We start from the raw sequence: 21,666 nt of genomic DNA, 5'->3' as shown, positions 1-21,666 counted from the left end.
TCCCTTGAAAGCAAAACACGGACCAAGTGGGTTGCCAGCAGATAAAATGGCGTGCGAGGAGGGTTCGAAGGCCGAGGGCCGCGAAAATTCTGCACGGGAGCCAAACTGTCGCAAAAAATGCGCCAAACCTGCTCCCGCCCGTGTGAAATAATCGACGTCCATCTGCGCTTCCCTTTTCCCGCCGGGCCTCACCCGCTACGATGCTTCGCACACGCCAACCAGCAGTCTACTCGATACCGGAGCACCCATGTCCGATGATCGCCTCAAATATCTGCTCGACGAGCAGGACATCCCCAAATCTTGGTACAACATTGCCGCCGACCTGCCCGAGCCGCCCCCGGCGGTCTTGCACCCGGCCACCGGCGAAGGCATTGGCCCCGACGACCTCGCCCCGCTCTTTCCGATGGCACTGATCGAGCAGGAGGTCTCGACCGAGCGCGAAATCGAGATCCCCAACCCGATCATCGACGTGCTGCGCATGTGGCGGCCCACCCCGCTGTACCGGGCGCGAAACCTCGAGCGCGTGCTCGATACCCCGGCCAAGATTTTCTACAAATACGAGGGCACAAGCCCCACCGGCAGCCACAAGCCGAACACCTCGGTCGCGCAGGCCTTCTACAACAAAGAGGCGGGCATCACGCGCATCACCACCGAAACCGGCGCCGGCCAGTGGGGCTCGTCGCTGGCCTTTGCCGGCGCGATCTTCGGCATCGACATCAAAGTCTTCATGGTGCGGGTGAGCTACGAGCAGAAGCCGTATCGCAAGGCGATGATGCAGGCCTACGGCGCCGAGTGCGTGCCGAGCCCGAGCGAGGAGACCGAGTCGGGCCGAAAAATTCTGGCCAAAGACCCCAACACCACCGGCAGCCTGGGCATCGCCATCAGCGAGGCGGTCGAGTTGGCCGCCAAGAACGACGACACCAAATACTCGCTCGGCAGCGTGCTCAACCACGTGATGACCCACCAGAGCGTCATCGGGCTCGAGGCGATCAAGCAGATGGAGATGGCCGACGCCTACCCCGACGTCATTTTCGGAGCGGCCGGCGGCGGCAGCAACTTCGCCGGGCTGACCTTCCCGTTTATCGGCCAGAAGCTTCGCGGCGGCCAGGACGTCGAGATCGTCGCCTGCGAGCCGACCGCCTGCCCCACGCTCAGCCGCGGCAAATACGCCTACGACTTCGGCGATACCGGCCACCTGACGCCGTTGATGAAGATGCACACCCTCGGCTCGAACTTCATCCCGCCCGGCTTCCACGCCGGCGGGCTGCGCTACCACGGCATGTCGCCGCTGGTGAGCCACCTCAAGGAGCTCGGCATCATCGAAGCGCGCGCCTTCCACCAGACGGGCTGCTTCGAGGCCGGCGTGCTCTTCTCGCGCGCCGAGGGCATCATCCCCGCCCCCGAGAGCAACCACGCCGTCAAAGGCGCCATCGACGAGGCGCTGGCCTGCAAGGAGCGCGGCGAAGAGAAGACGATCCTGTTCAACCTGTCGGGCCACGGCAACTTCGACATGGCCGCCTACGACGAGTACTTCGCAGGTAACCTGGAAGACCGCGACTACGACGCCGAAAAGCTCGACGCGGCGTTGGCCGAGCTTCCGGAGGTGTGATGCAGCGCCTCGATTCTTGAAGGCCAGCTATTTGAGGCGAGGGCTCGACAGCGCCCTCGCGAAAGACAATTGAAGGGCGGACGACTCGCAACATTCGAGCGAAGAGCACGCATTGCTGACAAGCCACGTGTCTTATCAGCCACGACATCCTCTTCGCTCAAACGCGACGAATCGTCCGCCCTTTAATACTCATTCCACCTCAATAGCAGCCGCCGCGCACCTGCAAGGCCTACTCTCCTTCAACCCAATCCACCACCCGCAACAAGACCTCGTGCGCCGTACGCAACTCTCCTTCGCCGATCTCCTCGGCGAGTTCCCTTTCGAACTCCATCAACAGACCGAGACCGGCGTCGAGTCCAGCGCGTCCCGAGGACGACCAGCGAATCAGCTTCGCTCGCCCGTCGCTCGGGTCGGGCACCCGCTCGACGAACCCCATCTGCTCGAGATCGTCGACCAACTGCTGCACGGCTTGCTTGGTCACACCAAGCTTGTCCGCCAATTGAGTCAGACGTTTTCCCTCCGCGTCGATATGCGGAAAAAGCGAAGTGTGCGCCGGACGAATGCGTTCGTCACCGGTCGCCTCGCGCACTCGCTCGAGCGCCATCTCGTTGATCAGGCGCGCCGCCTTGAACAGGACCTGGAAGAAGCTTCGGCGCTTTCGTTCCTCGAAAGCCTTATCGGAATCTCTAGGCTGCTCACTCATGGCGTCCCTTGCTCCGTTTTCTCCCGATGCGACGACGGAAGCGCCCACCGAACCGCCCTGGCCAACTCTTCATATCCGCCGGTCTCGACCACACGCCCGTGACCCATCACGAGCCGGTCGAAGTCCCACGCGAGCACCTTCGCGATGCTCTCGGCATAGCTCGGGCGGTCTTTCACCAGAAACCAGCGCTCCGACCGCGTCTGCACCACCCCGCCCTTGCCCCCGACGAGCGTGAGCATCAGGTTGGTCGCGAAATTGGGGATCTCGTGGATATTGAAGACCAGGTCCGAGCAGATCAGGGTGCGCGACTTGGGCTCGTAGAACACAAACTCGTTCCAATACCGAGTCCCCTCGATGCCGACCATCTCGAGGCGCCCCGCCCACTCGGGGGGCGCGCCGTCTTCGAGTGCAGCGTCGAACTCGACGTCGGGCTCGTTGTCCCGCGCCCCCTGCGTACCCAAGAGCGTCGCGCCCGGGTACCGAGCCGAGGCCTCCCCGGCGTACAGATGGTGTTGATCGTTGGGCGCCACAATCCAGCGCACCGTACCCAACGCATCGATCTCGGCGGCCAGAGCGTCGTCGATGGGCACCGGCGAGTGCAGCAACAACTCGCCGTCGCCCAGGTCGACCACGCTCATGCGCGAGCGGAAAATGATGCCTCCCGGCGCCTTCACATCGTGCTCTGCACCCCAGATGGTGGGGCTAATCGGCTCTAGCATCATCCTTCTCCGTATCGAGCGCCTCGGGCGCATTTAGTCAACCAGACTTGACTACAACACCAAACAGTAGCGCCGCCCCCAATTTAGTCAAGCAAAACTGACTACCTTACATCACGAACCCGAAATTGCGCCGAACCGGCGCATGTTGTACGAAGCGACCTAGAAGTCCGATGCCCCGTGAGGTCCCCCATCGCAGCTCATCGAAAAGAATACGCAGAGTGCCCCGAATGCAGCAGCGAGCGCGTAGTGCGCCGCCGCTCGGTCTTCGGGGTGATCTTTGGTTGGGCGCTGGTGATGGTGGGGTTTGTCGGCGCGATTCCCACTCTGGGAGTGAGCGGGATCTTGGCGCTGTGGGGCGTCTTTTTGATGGTCCCCAAGCACCGCTGCAAGGACTGCGGTTGGAAGCGGCGCGCCGTCTGAATCCTGCTCGGCGATCTTACTCGTCGCGCTCTTATTCGTCGGTGGCGGCTTCGCCGGACTGACCTTCCTCGACATCACCCTCCACGAACTCGAGCGCGGCCGAGTTGATGCAGTAGCGAAGGCCGGTCGGCGCCGGGCCGTCGTTGAAGACGTGGCCGAGGTGGCCACCGCAGTTGGTGCAGTAGACCTCGACGCGCTGCATGCCGTACTTGTTGTCCTTGGCCAACCCCACCGTGCCGTCTTCGACGGCGTCGTAGAAGCTCGGCCAGCCCGTGCCTGACTTGAACTTGGTCTCGGACGAGAACAACGGCTCGCCGCAGCCACCGCACACGTACACGCCCTGCTTCTTGATTTTGAGCAACTCGCCGGTAAACGCCGGCTCGGTGCCGCTCTCGCGCAGGATCTCGTACTCCTCGTCCGACAGGCGCTCCTTCCACTGCTCTTCGGTCAGCTTCAGGTCGGGGTCGGCCTTCTTGTCGGGCACCTCCGAGTAGTCGATATGCTCGAAGTCGTGGTTGTGCGCTTCGGCCTCGGTCTTCTCGTCGGCAGTCGTCTGCTGGAGGGCTGCGCCGCGGGTTTCGGTGGCGCTCTTGCTCGAGCCGAGTGTGCTGCCGTCGCACCCCCAGGTGAACGCGACGAGGGTGGCACAGGCGATGATAATGTGGACGCTACGCTTCATGATTCGGTCCTCGGTCTTCAGTCTGCACAACGATCGCCGACAGGTCGCTCGAAGTCTAGTGACCTCAACAGTTGGACCCCTTTGAGCGTCGATTCGATTCATAAAAACATCTCGAAGGCTCACCTATTTCGCCAGCGCGGCGATGCGATCGGCCACCCGCGCGGCTGATTGGGTGTCGCCGATGGCCCGCCACTGGCGCTCGGAGAGCTCCCACACCCGTCGTGCACGCTCGAGCCGGCCGCGGGAGGCGGCACGCTCGCCGGCGACCTCGGCCGCCCAGGCGTTGGCCTGCTCGAAAAACTCGTGCTCCTCGAACCACGCGATTGCCTCGTCGGCCCACCGGTCCCAATCATCCCAAGTCTCTTCGTCGGCGGCACACGAGAGCAACGCCAGCCTGCACATCGCCCGAGTCGGCGCGTGCAACGAGTGCTCGACATCCTCGAGGACCTCGCGCGCCTGGGCAAACTGCTCGTCGAGGACGAGCGCCAGGCCGATATTGAGCCGGGTGACGTGGGCGAAGTTGTCGAGCTCGGTGCGCTCGTAGATACGCAGCGCGCGCCGGTAGTGCGCCAACGCCTCGGCCGGACGGGCGCGCTGGCGATAGACTTCGCCTAGGATATTGTAGGTATTCGCCAACCCCAGCGGATTGCGTGTGGGCGAATTCTCCCAAAACGCGAGAGCCTGCTCCAAGAGCGCCTCGGCCCCGTCGAGGTCGCCACGCTGCAAACACAGATAGGCCAACTCGTTATGCGCCTCGCCGTGATACTGGTCGTCGGCGAGACGCTCGAAGTCTCGCATCGCCTGCTCGAAAGACTCCTGGGCGAGCTCGAACTCGGCGCGAGCTTGGCGCAAGGTGCCGATCCAGCGGGTGTTATGGGCCACCAAGCTCTGGTCGCCGACGGCCGTCGCGTCGCGTCGGCTCTGTTCGAAATAGGCGAGGCCTGCATCGGAGTCGCCGCGGCGGCTCGCGTCGATGCCGCGCAGGTGGCCGGCCGCCGCGAGGAGGTCGCGGCAGCCAGATTCGCGGGCGCAGTGCTCGACGCGATCAAAGTATTCGAGGCTCTCCGGATTCGGCCCGTGCGCCATCAGGCTGCGCGCACGGACTACCCAGCCCTGGGACCAAGCACGCTCGTCGGTTCCAATCTCCATATGCGCCAGAGCCTCCTCGCGCCTGTCGAGTAGATCCTGCGCCCGAGTGTGTTCTCCCCGTTCGACGAGTTCGGTTGCCGCAAAGAGTAGCGGACCGATCGCACACTCCGGCTGTCCGGCCTCCAACCAGTGCTCGGCCAGGCGAACCGCGGCCGAGGGCGTGTCGTTGCCGCCTCGGTCCTCGAGCATCTTCGCACAGGCTGCGTGATGGGTTTGCCACCGGCCTTCACGGCGCGCTCGGGCTTCGAGACATTGGCGCACCACGCCGTGCGCGAAGCTCCAGCCACGGTGCAGGCGCTCGGCCAGACCGCTGTCGACCAACGCCTCGGTCAGCCGACCGAGCTCGACCTCCAACCCGGCGTGCCGACACGCTGCGTCCCAATCGTCTGCGTCCACACGCATGCCCAGCGCCGCGGCCAGCTCCAGTGCCTCGTCATCCTGCGCACCTTCTTCCGCCGGACCGCCCGCGATCAACCGCGCCAGCCGCGCTTCGACGAGCTCGCGAATTGTCGCCGGCACGGCGTCACCGAGATCCTCGTTGAGCTGATAGCCCCGGTGCGACGAGCTCAACGCGCCGCGCTCGACCCAGTCCCCCACAAGCTGCACGGCGAAGAGCGGGTTGCCGCCGGTGTGAGCGACGACCTGCTCGGCCAACTCGGGCTCGAGCGTGAGCATCTCGTGGACGAGCTCGAGTTGATAGTGTGACGGCAGGTTGCCCACATCTCGGTGCACGCACCCGGGTAGTTCCGCCAGCGCATCGAGCTTTGCGGCGACGTGCTCATCGTCGCCGAGCGCCTCGGAGCGCGCCGTGAGCACGAAGAGCACGGGCATCTCGCGGTCGCTCCGAAGCACGTGCTCGACCAACGCGATCGACTCGGAGCTCCACTGAACCTCGTCGAGCCAGATGATGACCGCGCGACGCCCCGCGAGCCGGCGCACCAAACGAGCCACCACCGCATGGCGCTCGCGGGGCGAGGAAAACCGGTAGCGCTCCTCTGCGGTGGCCGTCTCTCCCACCGGGCGGATCAGCTCGACCAATGCGCTCACGTCGTCGCTCGTGTCGTGCGTCGGGTCCTGCTCCGCCACGCCGCCGACGCGCTCGAGACCGGCACGTACCCGCTCGCGGGTCTCCTCGCGAGTCGCCCCCCAACAGGCAAAGTAGTCCTCCAGCATGCCCGCCACACCCTCGTTGACCGCCGCGGTGTGACTGTGCGAGGCGCGCAGCACCGTGGCGACGCCGAGTTCGTCGGCGCGAGTGCACATCCAGTCGGTCAGCCGGCTCTTGCCCGTGCCCGAGGCTCCGGTCAGGAGCACGGCCCGCGGCCGCCCCTCGTCGACGGCCCGGCGAAGCGCCTCCCAGATCAGATCGCGTTCGTCGTCGCGGTCGACCATCGGGATCTCGCGCAGTCCGAACAAGCCCAGCCCGGCCCCGCTGAGTTGCACCGAGGAACCTTGGCGTCCGGCAATGCGCCAGGTCGGCGGCACCTGCAACGGCGAGGGAGTCTCGGGCGCGGGCGTCTCGGTTGATTCGTGACTCTGCGTCTCCAGGCCCGAGAAGGCTTCGCGCGGCAAGTGCTCGGTCGCCGCGTGTTCGGAAGCCTGTGTCGCCAAGGCTTCGACGCCGGGCATCGCGAGCGTCTCGCCGACCACCTCGAAGAGCGTATCCGCGAGATCCTCATGGGACGGGTCGCGCGGCAGTGGTGCCTCGGCGGGCAGCCCCGGAGACGTCTGCCTGAGCGCAGGTGCACAGTCGGGTAGCGCCGCGAGCGCCCGGGCAGCGTCAGCCGCCCGTTCGAAGCGCGCGTGCGGCTCCTTGATGAGCAAGCGCTGGACCCACTCCTCGAACCCGGCGGGGACGTCGAAGCGCGGGTGCATCCGCGGCGGCGCCTTGCTCATATGCATGATCGCCAGCTTGACCGGATTCTCGGCGACAAAGGGCGGGTGCCCGCTCGCCATCTCGTAGGCCATGGCCCCCAGAGCGTACAGGTCGGTCCACGGGCCGAAGTCGCGCCAACGACCCTCGAATTGCTCGGGCGGCATATAAAGGGGAGTGCCCACCGAACTCGACGGCGAGTTCGTCACAGGCATCTCGCAGCGGCGACGCAGGGCGTGGGCGATGCCGAAATCGGCCAATTTGATGGTCAGGCGGCCGTCAGTGCGGCGGTCGAACAGGACGTTGGCGGGCTTGAGGTCGCGATGAATCACGCCGCGAGCATGGGCGTGAGCCAGCGCATCGAGCATGCTCGCCAACAGGGCCCGAAGGTCGGCCCAGCTGCTCGACGTGGGTAAGGAGGCGAGGCTTCCGCCGCTCATCAGTTCCATGGCGAGGAACGGACTTCCGGCGACCAGACGGGGGTGTCGGCTGGCGGCCTCGTCGGGAATCTGGCCGTAATCGAAGACCCCGACGATGCCTGGGTGATTCAAGCCGGCCACCGCCTGAACCTCGCGACGAAACCGGTCCACGTAGGCGCTCTGTCGGGCCTGCCGGGCCGTGATCACCTTGATGGCCACCGGCGTCTTCTGTGCGCGATGCTCCGCCCGCCACACCTCGGCCATCCCTCCGCTGCCCAGCGGCTCCAAGAGATCAAAGGCGTGACATGGAATGGGCGCTCCGCCCAAAGAATTTGCCATGAGGTCCAGACTCGACGCTAGCGAGTGAGCACCTGAGTAATGGTGCTCGATCCGACATTATCAAGCGCCTTGCGCGCCGAAAAGCTCGCCTTTACCTCGATGGAGGCCTTCGAGGCGTCGGTCGACAGGGCGATTCCGTTCAGCTCGAGCTCGATCGTCCCCTGCAGGCCCTCTTCGCCCTTCGAGACGGTGACCTTGCCCTCGGCCGCCTCGGTCAGCGCGTAGATATCGGGGTGCTCGGCGTCCTTTTTGCGCTCGCGGATGACGGCCATGACCGTAAACTTCTGGGACAACGCCTCGAGCTCCTCTTTCGACAGCGACTCGATGTCGTCGACCACGTTGGCCACCTCGTACTCTCCCTCCTCGGGGCGGCCGTGCATGGGCCGCATGAGCAGCAAAAAGATCTCTTTGGAGGACGCGCCCTCGGCGGCCGCGCCCTGTTCGGAACCGAACTTCGACGGCAGGCTGAGCAACAGCGCGAAGTCGCCGTGGGTGTTCGTTCCCCACACTGCGGTCCCCTCGATGTCCCCCTTCGCGTCGCCCTTGTAGGACAGCTCGAAGCTCGACTTGCCGGCGGCCTCCTCGTCGGAGGGCGCGACCATGCGGCTGACGAAGCTCAACGGCGTGATCTTGGCGAAGGTCTTCTGGTCGATGATCGGGTACTCGGGCAGCGTGGCCTTTCGCGCCTTGGCTTTGCCGAAGCGCTCGGCCTCGAGCCTGTATTTTGCGGCCTTCTCGCCCTTCTGGCGAAACTCCATGCCCAATACAAGGCCCTTCGCCTCCAGCTCGGGGCGCACCTGGTCGTAGATATACTCGCCCAGCTTGGTGCCGTCGTCGCCCACGAAGAGGCGGCCGATGATGCGAAACGGCTGCGCGAAGGCCGGCGAGTACGGCAGGTCCTCGGCGATCCAGAGGTGGTGCTCGTAGGCGAGCTTCTTTTGCTCGACCTTCTCGCCGGTGTCATCGAAGCGGGTCCCCTCGAAGCCGAGGTGCAAGATGTAGTGGTGGGTCTTCTGACCGGCGATCTTTCGGTCCTTTTCGCCGCGCACGAGCTTCGTCTCGAGGTTGTCGTAGGCGACGTAGGACACGTCGTCTCGACGCCGGCGACGCTCACGCGTGCCGGGCTTGTAGCCGCCCGAGCCGGGCTTGACGAGCACCGGGCGATGCGCCTGGAGCACGCGCACCAGACGACCGTCGGTCGCCGCGTTGGCGTACCATGTCGGCTTGTCGAATTGAGGGGCTTCCTGGCGCGGATGACGCACCATCATGGTCACGCCGTCGGCCTGGTAGACCGAGTAGACCGAGTTCTTGACCCGCGGGTTGGGGTCGTTGAACTGGTAGGTGATGGCGGTGGAGGCAGGCGTGTCGGGGTTTGCTCGCTCGGTCGGCTTCGTCTGGACCTGGGCCGTCGCCGCGGTCCCAACGAGCAAACAGACTACGGCCACCCAACCGGCAATTTGAAGCCGTCCAGTACCATTCATCGCAACGCTGACACCTGTGATGGGTATCAAGTTTGACTACACCTACGCACATCCTATGGGGCCACCATAGCGGACGCGTGGCGTTTGGCAAGGACAGTTCACTTCACCCTTCGCGCTCCATCAACACCTGAGCGAGATGAATCTTGAGCTTGGGGTACGAGCAGCTCTCGGGCAGCTCGTCCTTGAGCGGGCGGAGCGCGTCGCCGTCCTGCCAGTCGGCCGCCAGGGTGCGCATGCGCGCCAGGATATCGCCGTCGAGATACGGCTCGAGGTCGAAGGTGTCCCCGCGCGCGGCGAGCGTAATGAGATGGTTGGTGATGGTGCGCGTCTTCAGGCCGCGCTCCTCGGCGATCTCGTCGGGGGTGAGCCCCTGTTGGACGAGCTCGAGCGTGCGGTCATAAGTGCTCCCGGTGGCCGCGGCCGCATCGGAGCGACGCGTCTGCTTGCGCTTCTGGCGCCGCGACGGCTCGACCAGCGTGATGTCGAGTTGACGCTCGAGCGACTCGGGCATCGGCGCGTCGTCGCGCATGACGTCCGCCCCGAGCGACGTAATCGACACGCAGCCGTACTCGTTTCGCTCCACCAGCTTGCTGGCGGTGAGCATGTCGAGCAGATGCACGAGGTCGTCCTGGACCATCGCGCTCAAGATCCCGTGGGTGCTCAACTTGTCGAAGCCCGCCTCGGTGACCGACTTGGCCATCGAGCCGCGCAGCATCGCCGCGACTGCGTGCGCCCCGCGCTTTCCGCGACCGCGGGCCACACCCGCCAAGAGCTTCTTGATGAGCACGTCGGGCGCTTCGGCCGTGGCGATCGACTTCTGGAGCGCCTCGGCGTTCTCCTCGACATACTCGGGCATGCCCGAGCACGACGAGCAATTCTCGCAGCGCTCTCCGAAGCTCGGCTCGCTGTTAAAGTAGTGCAGCAGCTCGGCCTGATGGCAGCTCTGGCTCGAGGCGTACTGCAGCATATTTCCCAGCTGCTCGTTGGCCACCTCGCGCCGGTGCGCGACCGCCTCGAAGTCGACGTTCACCTCGCCCACCGGCGTCTCGTCGAGCACCGTGACGCCCTGCCCGGCCGGCAACACCTCGATATGCCCGCCGCTCTGCAGCAGGCGAAGGATGGAGTCGACCCCGAACGAGTGAATCTTGCCGCCCTGACGCGCCAACTCGTCGGAGATACGGTCGGCGTCGACCGCGTGCGTGCCGGTCCCGAGCCCGCTCAGGTACTGCCACACGAGCATCACCTCGGTGCGCAGCGGGTACGAGTTCTCGGTAAAGAAGTCGTGGATGCCCTTGTCGCCGTAGTTGAACAGCAGCAGACAATGGGCGGGATCGCCGTCACGCCCCGCGCGGCCGGCCTCCTGGTAATACGCCTCGACGCTGCCGGGCACGTTGTAGTGGGCCACCGCGCGCACGTCGGGCTTGTCGACGCCCATGCCGAACGCGTTGGTGGCCACGAGCACGGGCACCTCGCCGTCCATCCAGGCGTTCTGCGTCTGCGCGCGATCCACGTCGCCCATGCCGCCGTGGTAGGTGCTCGAGCTGATCCCCTCGCGGGCGAGCTTCTTTTGGACCTGGCGCACCTGCTTGCGCGTGGCGCAATACACGACGATGGACTCGCCGTCGTAGTACTCGATGAGCGCGACGAGCCGCTTGAGCTTGTCGCTGTCGCGCCGGGCGTGGAACACCTCGAAGAAGAGGTTGGGACGCTCGAAACCCGACACCAGAATATGCGCGTCGGGCATGTCGAGCTGCTCGACGATATCTTTTTGGACGAATTTGGTGGCCGTCGCCGTCAGCGCCACGGTCTGCGGGTTGCCCAACTCGCGGCGAATGTCGGAGATACGAAGGTAGTCGGGCCGGAAATCGTGGCCCCACTGGCTCACGCAGTGCGCCTCGTCGACCGCCAGCATCGACACGTCGACCTGGGCGAGCGCCCGGCGAAACGACCCGCTGCGAAAACGCTCGGGCGCCACGTACACCAGCTTGTACTCGCCGAGCCTGAGCCCCTCGATACGCCGCTGCTGCTCGTCCCAGCTCATCGACGAGTTGATCTCGGTGGCCGGCAGGCCGAGCTTCTGCAGGCTGTCGACCTGGTCCTTCATCAGAGCGATCAGCGGCGAGATGACCAGCGTCACGCCTTCTTTGACGCACGCGGTGAGCTGATAGCAAAGGCTCTTACCCGACCCGGTCGGCATGACGACGAGCGCGTCGTCGCCGGCCATGATCGTCTCCATCGCCTCGCGCTGCCCTTTGCGGAATTCGTCGAAGCCAAAGAGGGTCTTCAGGCCCTCTTGGAGGCTGTCGGCGAGGGGGGCGTGGGCGTTGGTCATTGCTGCAGTGGTCATCAGTACTCCAAGTTATGAAGGCGGGCGGAGGTTAGTATCATGGTGCAACGTTTGTCGAGGGTTGAGGCTTCCCGGGGGTAAGCGTAATCGAGCGCGCCCTCGGCGCACTCGATGAGCGCACCCCCGGAAACGCCTCGCACCTCGACAAGTCCGCGCCCCGCAAATACCATCCCCCCACCACCGCCAACTCCACCCAAGACCGCCATGCAGCAACAAGACCTCCTCCAACTCGTCGACCACCTCATCCAGATCGGCACCGCCCTGTCGACCGAGCGCAACCTCGACGTCTTGCTCGAAATGGTCGTCGACGAGACGCGTCGGTTTACCCGCGCCGACGGCGGCACGCTCTTCTTGGTCGACGAGGAGCGCGGCTGCCTCGACTGGAAGATCGTGCAGAACGAGACGATGGGCATTCGCATCGGCGGGACCTCCGAGGAGGAGCTCGACGAGGCGATCTTTCGGCCGATTCCGCTGCGCAAGGATGGCCGGCCGCGGCTGTCGAACGTGTCGACCTGGGCGGCCAATACCGGCGAGACGGCCAATATCGCCGACGTCTACTGCGAGCAGGACGAGTGGGATTTTACCGGGCCGCTCAAATTCGACCGGGAGACGGGCTACCGGTCGAAGTCGATGCTCGTCGTCCCTCTTCGCCACCACTCGAGCGGGGTCATCGGCGTGTTGCAGCTCATCAACGCGCGCGAGGAGACCGGCGAGGTCGTCGCGTTCGGCGAGCGCCTTGAGGAGCTGACCGCCTCGCTCGCCTCGCAGGCGGCCGTGGCGGTGCGAAACGCCCAGCTCTTCACCATCCTCGAGGAGCAATTCGAGGCGTTTATCCGCACCATCGCCACGGCCATCGACGCCAAGTCGCCCTACACCGCCGGGCACGTGCGCCGCGTGGTCGACATCACGCTCAGGCTGGCCGACGCCATCGACGCCGCCGACGAGGGCCCCTTTGCCGACGTGCACTTCGACGCCAGCGCGCGCAAGGCGCTGCGGGTGGCCGGCTGGATGCACGACGTCGGCAAAGTGACCACCCCCGAGTGGGTCGTCGACAAGGCGACCAAGCTCGAGACCATCCACGACCGCATCGCCGAGATACAGACCCGCTACGAGGTGCTCGAGCGCGACGCGTGCATCGAGGCGCTGCAGGCCAAGCTCGACCGCGTGCGCGCCCAGGGCCCCGACGCCGACGTCTCCGACATCGAGGCGCGCTTCTCCGACACGGTCGCCGAGCTTCGCGCCGAGCGCGAATTCCTCGAGACGTGCAACAAGGGCGGCGAGTTCATGGCCGACGAGGCCGTCGAGCGCGTCGAGGCCATCGCCCAGCGCACCTGGACGACGGGCGGCCACGCGCGCCCGCTGCTCACCGACGACGAGGTCGAGAACCTGTGCATTCGCAAGGGGACGCTGACCAAGGACGAGATCCAGATCATCCGCAATCACGCCCGCGTCAGCCTCGAGATGCTCTCGGAGTTGCCGTTCACCCCCGAGCTCGAGAGCGTCCCCGAGATCGCGGCGAGCCATCACGAAAAGCTCGACGGCTCGGGGTATCCGCGCGGGCTGGGCGCCGAGGCGCTGTCGCTGCCGGCGCGCATCTTAGCCGTGGCCGACATCTTCGAGGCGCTCACCGCCGCCGACCGCCCCTACAAAGACGCGCTTCCTGCGAGCGTAGTCCGTCGCATCCTGCACAGCATGGTCGAGGACAACGAGCTCGACCCCGACATCGTCGCCTTCGGGATGCACAGCGGTGTCTTCGACGCCTACGCCGACGAGGAGCTGCTCGAAGAGCAACGCGACGTCGACTTTAGCGAGGACTCTTAGGGCGCGACTCACGTCACACCCAGAGGGTTCGACCCGGGGCTCCGGCGCGACTCACGTCACACCCAGCGGGTTCCGACCTCCCACCCCCCGCCACACGACCTCGTCACCGGGGGTAAGCGCAATCGGTGGACCCGCAGGTCCACCGATGAGCGCACCCTCGGAAGCCCCCTCAACTTCGCCATCCACCTCGACATCCCCCCTATCTCCGAACCCCTCCAACGCAGCTCCACCTCGACATCCCCCCCTACGACGAACCCCTCCAACGCGACTCCACCTCGACATCCCCCCCAACGACGAACCTTCCAAAAACGACCCGAGCCGCGCCCGACCCCAACCCACAACCCTCAGAAGCCATTCTGACCAGGCCGGCATCCCTCGCTTGCCAAAACGCCACAATTTGGGCAATGGTCGCCGAGACTGCACCCAACCCCTCGGAGTTCCCATGAAGCGCGTCCTCCTGCTGCACACCGGCGGCACCCTCGGCATGACCGGCGAGCCCCTCGAACCCAACGCCTACTCGCAGGCGCTGACCGACGCGGTGCCCGAGCTCAACGAGCTGGCCGAGATCGACACCGAGATCGTCTTCAACCTCGACTCGAGCGATATCGGCCCGGAGCACTGGACCACGCTCACCGACAAGATCGCCGAGCACTACGACGACTACGACGGCTTCGTCATCGTCCACGGCACCGACACGATGGCCTACTCGGCCAGCGCCCTGGCCTACAGCCTCGCCGGCCTCGACAAACCGGTGGTGCTCACCGGCGCCCAACGCCCCCTGGCCGCGCTGCGCACCGACGCCCGACGCAACCTCGCCGACGCCGTCGAACTCGCCACCTGCGATATCCCCGAGGTGGGCATCTGCTTCGACGGCTTGTTGCTGCGCGGCTGCTGCAGCACCAAGAGCAACGCCCGCGACTACCGCGCCTTCGACAGCCCGGGCATCTCGCCCTTGGCCCGCCTGGGCGTCGACATCGACGTGGCCGACCACGTCCTGCACCGCAACGAGCCGTTCGCCCCCGACGCACGCTTCGACAACCACGTGCTGGCCGTGCACATGACCCCCGGCTTCAACCCACGCCTCTTCGAGTTGATGCTCGAGGCGGAAGACCACCCGCACGGCATCGTCTTGGCCGCGTTCGGCGCGGGCACCGTCCCCACCGCCAAACGCTCACTCGCCCCCACGGTCGAAAAGGCGGTGGGCCTGGGCATCGAGGTCTTGGTGATCACCCAGGCCTACGGACTCGTCGACCTGAGCCTGTACCAAAATAGCCGCAAGCTCGCCGAGGTCGGCGCGGTGTCGGGCGGCCGCATGACCGTCGAAGCGGCGGTGCCGAAGCTCATGCACGCCTTGGCGATCTACGACGACGCGGAGGCGCGTCGGGCGTATTTGCAGCGTAATGTGGCGGGGGAGCTCGGTTGATTGCTTGGAAAGATTTGTTTGGAGTGTTGAGGCGTTGTTTCGCGAAGGCTCGGGGGGCTCTTCTCGGGCGAGTGAACGACGCAGGTTTGCGCTAACAGAGGAGCTCTAGCGTCGATCGCACTCTTCCTCGAAGAGCCCCCCGTCGCCTTCGCTACTGGTTCGCTACGGCCTACGAGCCGAAGAGAAGACCCCGTTGTCTTCGCTACTGATTTGCCACGGCCCACGAGCCGAAGAACACGCGGGTGGCCTCTCCGCGGGAGACCGCGATCGACGCTAATAAGTTTCTCGAGACACATATGGCCGCCGTTCGGTCGACGAAGGAGAGGCCCCCGCGTGTTCGAAGGCGGACGCACAACCTCGAGTTCGAAAGCAATTTAGATCCCCAACCCACTCGCCACGTTTGTACCCCCAGGAACTTGGCGGGAAGCTGAATGTCCTACTTTCAGGAGCGTCCAACACCTCGCACGTGGGCATTTGTCACACGCTGCGTTATGCTCCCCGCATCGAATGAACCAACATGAGTAAGTACGCTATGACGAACGCACGTATCGGAGTCGTCTTTCTGTCGGCAACCCTGGCGCTGACCGCCTGCAGCGGTTGCGGTGACAAGAAGAACGAGCGCGACGACCAGACCCACGCTGCGACCGAGACTGACGGGGAGTATACCGTGACGACCGAGGACAAAGAGGGCCTGCAGTTTACCCTGCGCGAGGCCAAAGAGACGCCCGACAAGCTCGTGCGCCCGCGCACCGTCGAGGGGACGCCGCTGGGCGAGGCGGAGACCAAGCGGTTGCTGGGCCGGCTGCCGGCGCTTCCGGCCGAAGAGGACGCCCAGGAGGAGTTCGCCTTCCGCAAGCGCTCTCAGCCGCCTCCCCGCACCGGCGAGACGGTGAAGACGGCGTTTCCGCCCGAGGTCGAAGGGGGTGAAGTCCCCGAGGCTCAAAAAGGGCCGCTGAAGGTGCTTCGCTACGCGCCCGAGGGCAACGTCGATCTCGCCCCCAAGCTCAGCCTGACCTTCTCGAAGCCGATGGTCGCCGTCAGCGGCCAGGAGGACGCCGCCGAGACGGTGCCGGCAAGCATTGAGCCGGCAGTCGAGGGCAAGTGGCGCTGGATCGGCACGCGCACCGCGCTGTTCGAGCCCGAAGGCGAGCGCTTTCCGATGGCGACCGACTACACGGTGACCGTGCCCAAATCGCTCGAGTCGGCCACCGGCGACAAGCTCGGCGAGGCGACGACCTTTACGTTCTCGACCCCACCGCTCGACATCACGCGCGTCTACCCGAGCCACGGGCCGCATGTGCGCGATCCGTTGATGTTTTTGGAGTTCAACCAGCGAGTGAACCCCGAGGAACTCCTCGAATACGTGACCATCAAAGCCGGCGGCTCGTCCTACGCGCCAAAGCTGGCGACCGACGAGCAAATCAAACAAGACGACGCCGTCAGCCGCCTCGTCGAAGGGGCGCGGCCCAATCAATGGATCGCGTTTTACGCCAGCGAGCTGCTCCCGGCGGCGTCGAGCGTCCAGATTGGCATCGCCAAGGGCGCGCCGTCGGCCGAGGGCCCCAAAGTCACCAAGAAAGCCCAGTTCGAGAGCTCCCACACCTACGAGCCGCTGCAGGTGCGCCGCCAGAGCTGCACCGGCCGGCATAAATGCCCGCCGATGTCGGGCTGGTGGATCACGTTCAACAACCAGCTCGACGAAGAGGCATTCTCGGCCGACATGGTCACCGTCGAGCCCGAGCTCCCCAACATGGACGTCAAGGCGAGCTACTCGTCGATCAATATCCACGGCCAGAGCGAGCCGCGCACGACCTACAAGGTCACCCTCGACGCGAGCCTCAAAGACCGCTTTGGCCAGACGCTGGGTAAGGACACCACGATCGAAATGGAGGTCGGACCGGCCGTGCCGCGGCTCGGCTCGTCGGCGGGCCTGCTGACCGTGCTCGACCCGGCGGCCAAGGGCAAGTTCCCCATCTTCAGCGTCAACTTCGGGCGTATCCACGTGCAGGCCTACGAGGTCGAGCCCGAGCATTGGTCCGACTACCTGCAATTCGTCAACGACCGCCGGCGCACCGACAAGGCGACGGCGCCTGGCAAGAAGGTCTTCGACAAGAAGTTCGAGCTCGACGCCGAGGAAGACGAGTTCGCCCAGACGCTCATCGACCTCGACGAGGCGTGGGGGGAGGACGGCAAGGGCCAGCTCGTGCTCGTCGTCGAGCCCATCAAGCCCTTCTTCACGTTCAACGACCGTCACTACCGCAACAACGACGTCATCACCTGGGTGCAAAACACCGACATCGCGGTCGACGCGTTCATCACGAACGACCGGATGCTCACCTGGACCTCGGCCTTGGCCGACGGCGAGCCCCTCGAAGGCGTCGAGGTCTCGCTGCTCAACGGCGGCGCGACCAAGACCGACAAAGACGGCCTGGCCGACATCGACCTGACGAAGCTGTCGGGCGACCAAAAGCTCGCGCGCGGCAACGTGCTCGTGGCCAAGAAGGGTGACGACGTCGCCATCTTGCCCGAGTACATGTCCCCCTGGGCCCGCGGCCAGAGCAACTGGCGCCGGCACAAGCAGTCGCCCGACATGTTGTGGCACGTCTTCGACGACCGCGGCATGTATAAGCCCGGCGAGACGCTCCACCTCAAAGGGTGGCTTCGCAAGGCCCAGAAGAACCGCAAAGACCGCCTGGCGATGGCCGGGGTCGAGCAGGTGCAATACGAGGCCTACGGGCCGCGCGGCAACAAGATCGCCACGGGCACAGCCGACGTGAACAGCGCCGGCGGCTTCGACTTCGAGGTCGACCTGCCCGACGACGTCAACCTGGGCTATGCGCGCATCCAACTGCGAGCAACGGGCGGTGACGTGAGCGGCGCGACCTCGCACGGCTTCCAGATCCAGGAGTTTCGCCGACCCGAATTCGAGGTCAGCGTGGAGGCGCCTGCAGGACCCCACGTCATCGGCCAGTCGACCCAGATCACCGTCGACGCCGACTACTACGCCGGCGGCGGACTCTCCGGCGCCCCCGTGAAGTGGACGGTGCAGACCCGCGAGGGCCACTACGCCCCGCCGAATCACGACGACTACGTCTTCGGCAAGTGGACACCCTGGTGGATGGGTTCGATCGGCCTGAACGGCTTCGGCGGCGGGTCGAGCGCCGAGACCTTCTCGGGCCACACCGACGCCTCGGGCGAACACCACCTCGAGATCAGCTTCGACGCGGCCACCCCGCCGCTGCCGACGGTCGTCGCGCCCAGCGCCGCGGTCACCGACGTCAACCGCCAGACCTGGAGCGCGAGCGCCGACCTGCTCGTCCACCCGTCCAAGGCCTATGTCGGCATCCGAAGCGAGAAGAACTTCGTCGACAAGGGTGACCCCATCGAGATCGAGTCGATCGTGACCGACATCGACGGCAAGATCTTGGCCGACCGCCCCGTCGAGATCAGCGCCGCGCGCATCGACTGGCAGTACAAAGGAGGCCAGTGGAGCGAGGTCGAGAAGGACAAGAAGACCTGCAAGATCTCCTCGAAGGATGACCCGCAGACCTGCAAGTTCGAGCCCGAAAAAGGCGGCAGTTGGCGCATCACCGCTATCACCAAGGACGCCAAGGGCCGCCCGAATATGAGCCAGATGCGCGTGTGGGTCGCCGGCGGTGAGACGCCGCCCAACCGGCGCGCCGAACTCCAAGAGGTCGAGCTCATCCCCGACAAGGAGACCTACGAGGCCGGCGACACCGCCAAGCTTCTGATCCAGGCGCCCTTCGCCGACGCCGAGGCGCTGATGACGGTGCGCCAAAACGGCATCGTCACCGAAGAGCGCTTCGACATCGACGGGCGCTCGCACACCGTCGAGATTTCGATCTCGGAGGCCGACTACCCGAACGTGCACGTGCAGGTCGACCTTGTGGGAGCCGACTACCGGCGCAACAAACAGGGCGAGCCGCAAAAGGACGCCCCCAAGCGGCCGGCGTTTGCCAGCGGGAGCCTCGACCTGAAGGTCCCGCCCAAAAAGCGCGTGCTCTCGGTCGACGTGACGCCCGCCGCAAAGGAGGTCGCTCCGGGCACCAAGACCAAGATTTCGGTGGCGGTGACCGACGCGGACGGCAAGCCCGCCAAGGGAGCCGAGGTCGCGCTCATCGCCGTCGACGAGGCGATCCTCGCCTTGAGCGGCTACCAGTTGAGCGATCCCATCAGCTCGTTCTACCGCCAGCAATCGGCCGGCGTGCAGGACCGCTACATGCGAAGCTACCTGCTGCTCGCCACGATTCAGGAGGCGATCGCGGGGGGCGCCGATGATGGTGTGATGATGGACGAGATGGCCGAGGCCGAAGAAGCCGGGGCGACGCGAAGCATGGCCATGCAAGCCGCCCCGGCGGCGGCCGCGCCGATGGAGGAGAAGGCGGCCTTCGGTCGCGGCGTCGGCGGCTCGGCCGGACCGGCCAAGCCCAAGCCCATCGCGCTGCGCAAGGACTTCCGCGCGCTGGCGCTCTTCGCCCCCGAGGTGAAGACCGGCGCCGACGGCAAGGCCACCGTCGACCTGAAACTCCCCGACAACCTGACGCGCTACCGGCTCATGGCCGTGGCCGTCGAGGGTGACGACCACTTCGGCAAGGGCGAGTCGAACCTGACCGCGCGCCTGCCCTTGATGGTGCGCCCCTCGCCGCCGCGCTTCTTGAACTGGGGCGACCGCATCGAAATGCCGGTGGTCATCCAGAACCAGACCGACGAGCCCAAGCAGGTCAACGTGGCCGTGCGCGCGGCCAACCTGCGCTTCGGCGAGGTCACCGGCAAGACCTTCGAGGTTCCTGCCAAAGACCGCGTCGAGGTGCGCTTCCCGGCGGTCACCGAAGAAGCCGGCGAGGCGATCGTGCAGGTCGCGGCGAGCACCGGCAACTGGGCGGACGCCGCCCAGAAGAGGCTGCCGGTGTGGACGCCTGCGACCACCGAGGCGTTCGCCACCTACGGCACGGTCGACGAGGGCTTTGTGACCCAGCCGGTTCGCGCCCCTTCCGACGCCATCGAGCTCTTCGGCGGACTGGAGGTGACCACCTCGTCGACCGCCGTCCAAGAGCTGACCGACGCGGTCCTCTACCTGTTCGAGTACCCCTTCGAGTGCTCCGAGCAGCTCGCCTCGCGTGTGATGGGCATCGCCGCCCTCAAAGACGTGCTCGAGGCGTTCGACGCCGAGGGCTTGCCCGAAAAAGAGGAGATGGTCGCCGCCGTCGAGCGCGACATCCGCAAGCTGGGGCAACTGCAGCGCTCCGACGGCGGGTTCTACCTGTGGTCGACGCGCGACCACTATCGCTTCCCGTTTGCCGAAGTCCACGTCGCCCACGCCCTGCAACGCGCCAAGATGAAGGGCTTCGAGGTGTCGGACGAGATGCTCGGCAAGGCGCATAAGTTCCTGAACAACGTCGAGCGCTATATCCCCCCGACCTATTCGGAGATCACGCGCAACGCGGTCAAAGCGTACGCCTACTACGTGCTCGACGTGATGGGCGAGTCGGCGCACAAGCAAGCCCGCGCCCTGGCGAAGAAGGACCCCGAGGAGCAACTGTCGATGGAGGCGATTGGCTGGCTGATGGCCACCCTGGCCGACGAGCCGAAGGCGCAGTCGCGCATCGGCGAGTTCGAGCGATTCCTGCAAAACCGAGTCAGCGAGACGGCGGCCACCGCGCAGTTCACCACCTCGTACGGCGGCCAGGAGCACGTGCTGATGCACTCGAGCCGGCGCACCGACGCCATCTTGCTCGACGCGACGATGGCCACCGAGCCCAAGAGCGACCTCATCCCCAAGCTCGTGCGCGGCCTGCTCGACCACCGCACCCGGGGCCGTTGGCTGAACACCCAGGAGAACGTCTTCGTGCTGCTGGCGCTCGACCGCTACTTCCAGACCTACGAGAAGCAGACGCCCAACTTCGTCGCGCGCATGTGGCTGGGTGACAATTACGCCGGCGAGCACACCTACAAGGGCCGCACGACCGACTACAAGCAGGTCGACATCCCGATGGGAACGGTCGTCGACGTCGCCGGCGAGGAGCCCGCGAACCTGACGCTGCAAAAGGACGGCAAGGGCCGCATGTACTACCGCATCGGCATGAAGTACGCGCCCAAGTCGCTCGACCTGGAGCCTGCCGACTACGGCTTCGCCGTCGAGCGGCGCTACGAAGCGGTCGACGACCCCGACGACGTCAAGCAACGCGAGGACGGCACCTGGGTCATCAAACCCGGCGCCCGCGTGCGCATCGTCCTGTCGATGGTCGCCCCCGCCCGCCGCTACCACGTCGCGCTCGTCGACCCGCTGCCGGCGGGCCTCGAGCCGCTCAACCCGGCCCTGGCGGTCACCGAGGTGATCCCCGAGCGTCAAAACGAGCCGCAGCAGCAGCGTGGCGCCTACTGGTGGTGGTTCCGCCCCTGGTACTCCCACCAGAACCTGCGCGACGAGCGCGCCGAGGCGTTCTCCCCGTTGGTCTGGGCAGGTGTGCACGAGTACACCTACGTCGCCCGCGCGACGACTCCGGGCGAGTACGTCGTCCCGCCGACCAAGGCCGAGGAGATGTACCACCCCGAGACCTTCGGACGGACGGGGACGGACAAGGTGATCGTCGAATAACGATCGAGTTGGAGTGGAACCGCAAAGGGCGCGAAGGACGCCGAAGGAAGCAAGGCTTAGCCTCCTTG

11 protein-coding genes are annotated in these 21,666 nt (G+C 65.8%); 5 read left to right on the top strand and 6 right to left on the bottom strand.

Going from position 1 to position 21,666, the window contains the following annotated elements:
- Positions 1 to 247: 247 nt before the first annotated feature.
- Positions 248 to 1,609, top strand: a complete 1,362-nt coding sequence (locus tag FIV42_RS23765) for a TrpB-like pyridoxal phosphate-dependent enzyme (RefSeq protein WP_141200106.1) — start codon at positions 248 to 250, stop codon at positions 1,607 to 1,609.
- A 229-nt stretch (positions 1,610 to 1,838) separates the two neighbouring features.
- Here the strand turns inward: FIV42_RS23765 and FIV42_RS23760 are convergent, their stop codons facing one another.
- Both FIV42_RS23760 and FIV42_RS23755 read right to left on the bottom strand, forming a co-directional pair.
- The gene (locus FIV42_RS23760) at positions 1,839 to 2,312 is read right to left on the bottom strand and encodes a MarR family winged helix-turn-helix transcriptional regulator (protein ID WP_141200105.1); all 474 of its coding nucleotides are present in this window, start codon (positions 2,310 to 2,312) and stop codon (positions 1,839 to 1,841) included.
- Positions 2,309 to 3,031, bottom strand: a complete 723-nt coding sequence (locus FIV42_RS23755) for a DUF4336 domain-containing protein (protein WP_141200104.1) — start codon at positions 3,029 to 3,031, stop codon at positions 2,309 to 2,311. Before FIV42_RS23755 ends, FIV42_RS23760 begins: the two co-directional genes overlap by 4 nt.
- Before the next feature lie 246 nt (positions 3,032 to 3,277).
- Here FIV42_RS23755 and FIV42_RS30360 point away from each other — a divergent pair, with 246 nt between their 5' ends.
- Entirely contained in the window at positions 3,278 to 3,451 is a 174-nt protein-coding gene (locus FIV42_RS30360; protein WP_168210898.1) for a hypothetical protein, read from the top strand.
- Positions 3,452 to 3,482: 31 nt separating this feature from the next.
- Here FIV42_RS30360 and msrB read toward each other — a convergent pair whose 3' ends face one another.
- From msrB to FIV42_RS23735, 4 genes are all read right to left on the bottom strand, one after another.
- Positions 3,483 to 3,935, bottom strand: a complete 453-nt coding sequence (msrB, locus tag FIV42_RS23750) for a peptide-methionine (R)-S-oxide reductase MsrB (protein ID WP_390619678.1) — start codon at positions 3,933 to 3,935, stop codon at positions 3,483 to 3,485.
- Between the two features lie 318 nt (positions 3,936 to 4,253).
- The gene (locus tag FIV42_RS23745; RefSeq protein WP_141200102.1) at positions 4,254 to 7,910 is read right to left on the bottom strand and encodes a serine/threonine-protein kinase; all 3,657 of its coding nucleotides are present in this window, start codon (positions 7,908 to 7,910) and stop codon (positions 4,254 to 4,256) included.
- Positions 7,911 to 7,927: 17 nt separating this feature from the next.
- Positions 7,928 to 9,340: a hypothetical protein gene (locus FIV42_RS23740; protein WP_141200101.1), complete on the bottom strand. Its 1,413-nt coding sequence runs from the start codon at positions 9,338 to 9,340 to the stop codon at positions 7,928 to 7,930.
- 154 nt (positions 9,341 to 9,494) lie between these two features.
- Entirely contained in the window at positions 9,495 to 11,738 is a 2,244-nt protein-coding gene (locus tag FIV42_RS23735) for a RecQ family ATP-dependent DNA helicase (protein ID WP_141200100.1), read from the bottom strand.
- A 204-nt stretch (positions 11,739 to 11,942) separates the two neighbouring features.
- Here FIV42_RS23735 and FIV42_RS23730 point away from each other — a divergent pair, with 204 nt between their 5' ends.
- From FIV42_RS23730 to FIV42_RS23720, 3 genes are all read left to right on the top strand, one after another.
- Complete coding sequence (locus FIV42_RS23730; protein ID WP_141200099.1) at positions 11,943 to 13,559, top strand: HD family phosphohydrolase; 1,617 nt, start codon at positions 11,943 to 11,945, stop codon at positions 13,557 to 13,559.
- Positions 13,560 to 14,001: 442 nt separating this feature from the next.
- On the top strand, positions 14,002 to 14,982 hold the full coding sequence (locus FIV42_RS23725; RefSeq protein ID WP_168210897.1) for an asparaginase: 981 nt from the start codon (positions 14,002 to 14,004) through the stop codon (positions 14,980 to 14,982).
- Positions 14,983 to 15,514: 532 nt separating this feature from the next.
- Positions 15,515 to 21,598 (top strand): Ig-like domain-containing alpha-2-macroglobulin family protein, encoded by a 6,084-nt coding sequence (locus FIV42_RS23720; RefSeq protein WP_168210896.1) that lies wholly within the window; start codon positions 15,515 to 15,517, stop codon positions 21,596 to 21,598.
- Positions 21,599 to 21,666: the final 68 nt, after the last annotated feature.

This window comes from Persicimonas caeni (assembly GCF_006517175.1).
In the GTDB taxonomy this organism is placed as follows: Bacteria; Myxococcota_A; Bradymonadia; order Bradymonadales; family Bradymonadaceae; genus Persicimonas; species Persicimonas caeni.
Note: the sequence above shows the minus strand (reverse complement) of the source record. Positions and strands in the feature narration are given on the sequence as shown.

Excerpts from the sequence above, each read along its gene's own strand:
- FIV42_RS23765 (WP_141200106.1), top strand. The coding sequence starts at position 248 with ATGTCCGATGATCGCCTCAAATATCTGCTCGACGAGCAGGACATCCCC.
- FIV42_RS23760 (WP_141200105.1), bottom strand. The coding sequence starts at position 2,312 with ATGAGTGAGCAGCCTAGAGATTCCGATAAGGCTTTCGAGGAACGAAAG.
- FIV42_RS23755 (WP_141200104.1), bottom strand. The coding sequence starts at position 3,031 with ATGCTAGAGCCGATTAGCCCCACCATCTGGGGTGCAGAGCACGATGTG.
- FIV42_RS23745 (WP_141200102.1), bottom strand. The coding sequence starts at position 7,910 with ATGGCAAATTCTTTGGGCGGAGCGCCCATTCCATGTCACGCCTTTGAT.
- FIV42_RS23735 (WP_141200100.1), bottom strand. The coding sequence starts at position 11,738 with ATGACCACTGCAGCAATGACCAACGCCCACGCCCCCCTCGCCGACAGC.
- FIV42_RS23730 (WP_141200099.1), top strand. The coding sequence starts at position 11,943 with ATGCAGCAACAAGACCTCCTCCAACTCGTCGACCACCTCATCCAGATC.
- FIV42_RS23725 (WP_168210897.1), top strand. The coding sequence starts at position 14,002 with ATGAAGCGCGTCCTCCTGCTGCACACCGGCGGCACCCTCGGCATGACC.
- FIV42_RS23720 (WP_168210896.1), top strand. The coding sequence starts at position 15,515 with ATGACGAACGCACGTATCGGAGTCGTCTTTCTGTCGGCAACCCTGGCG.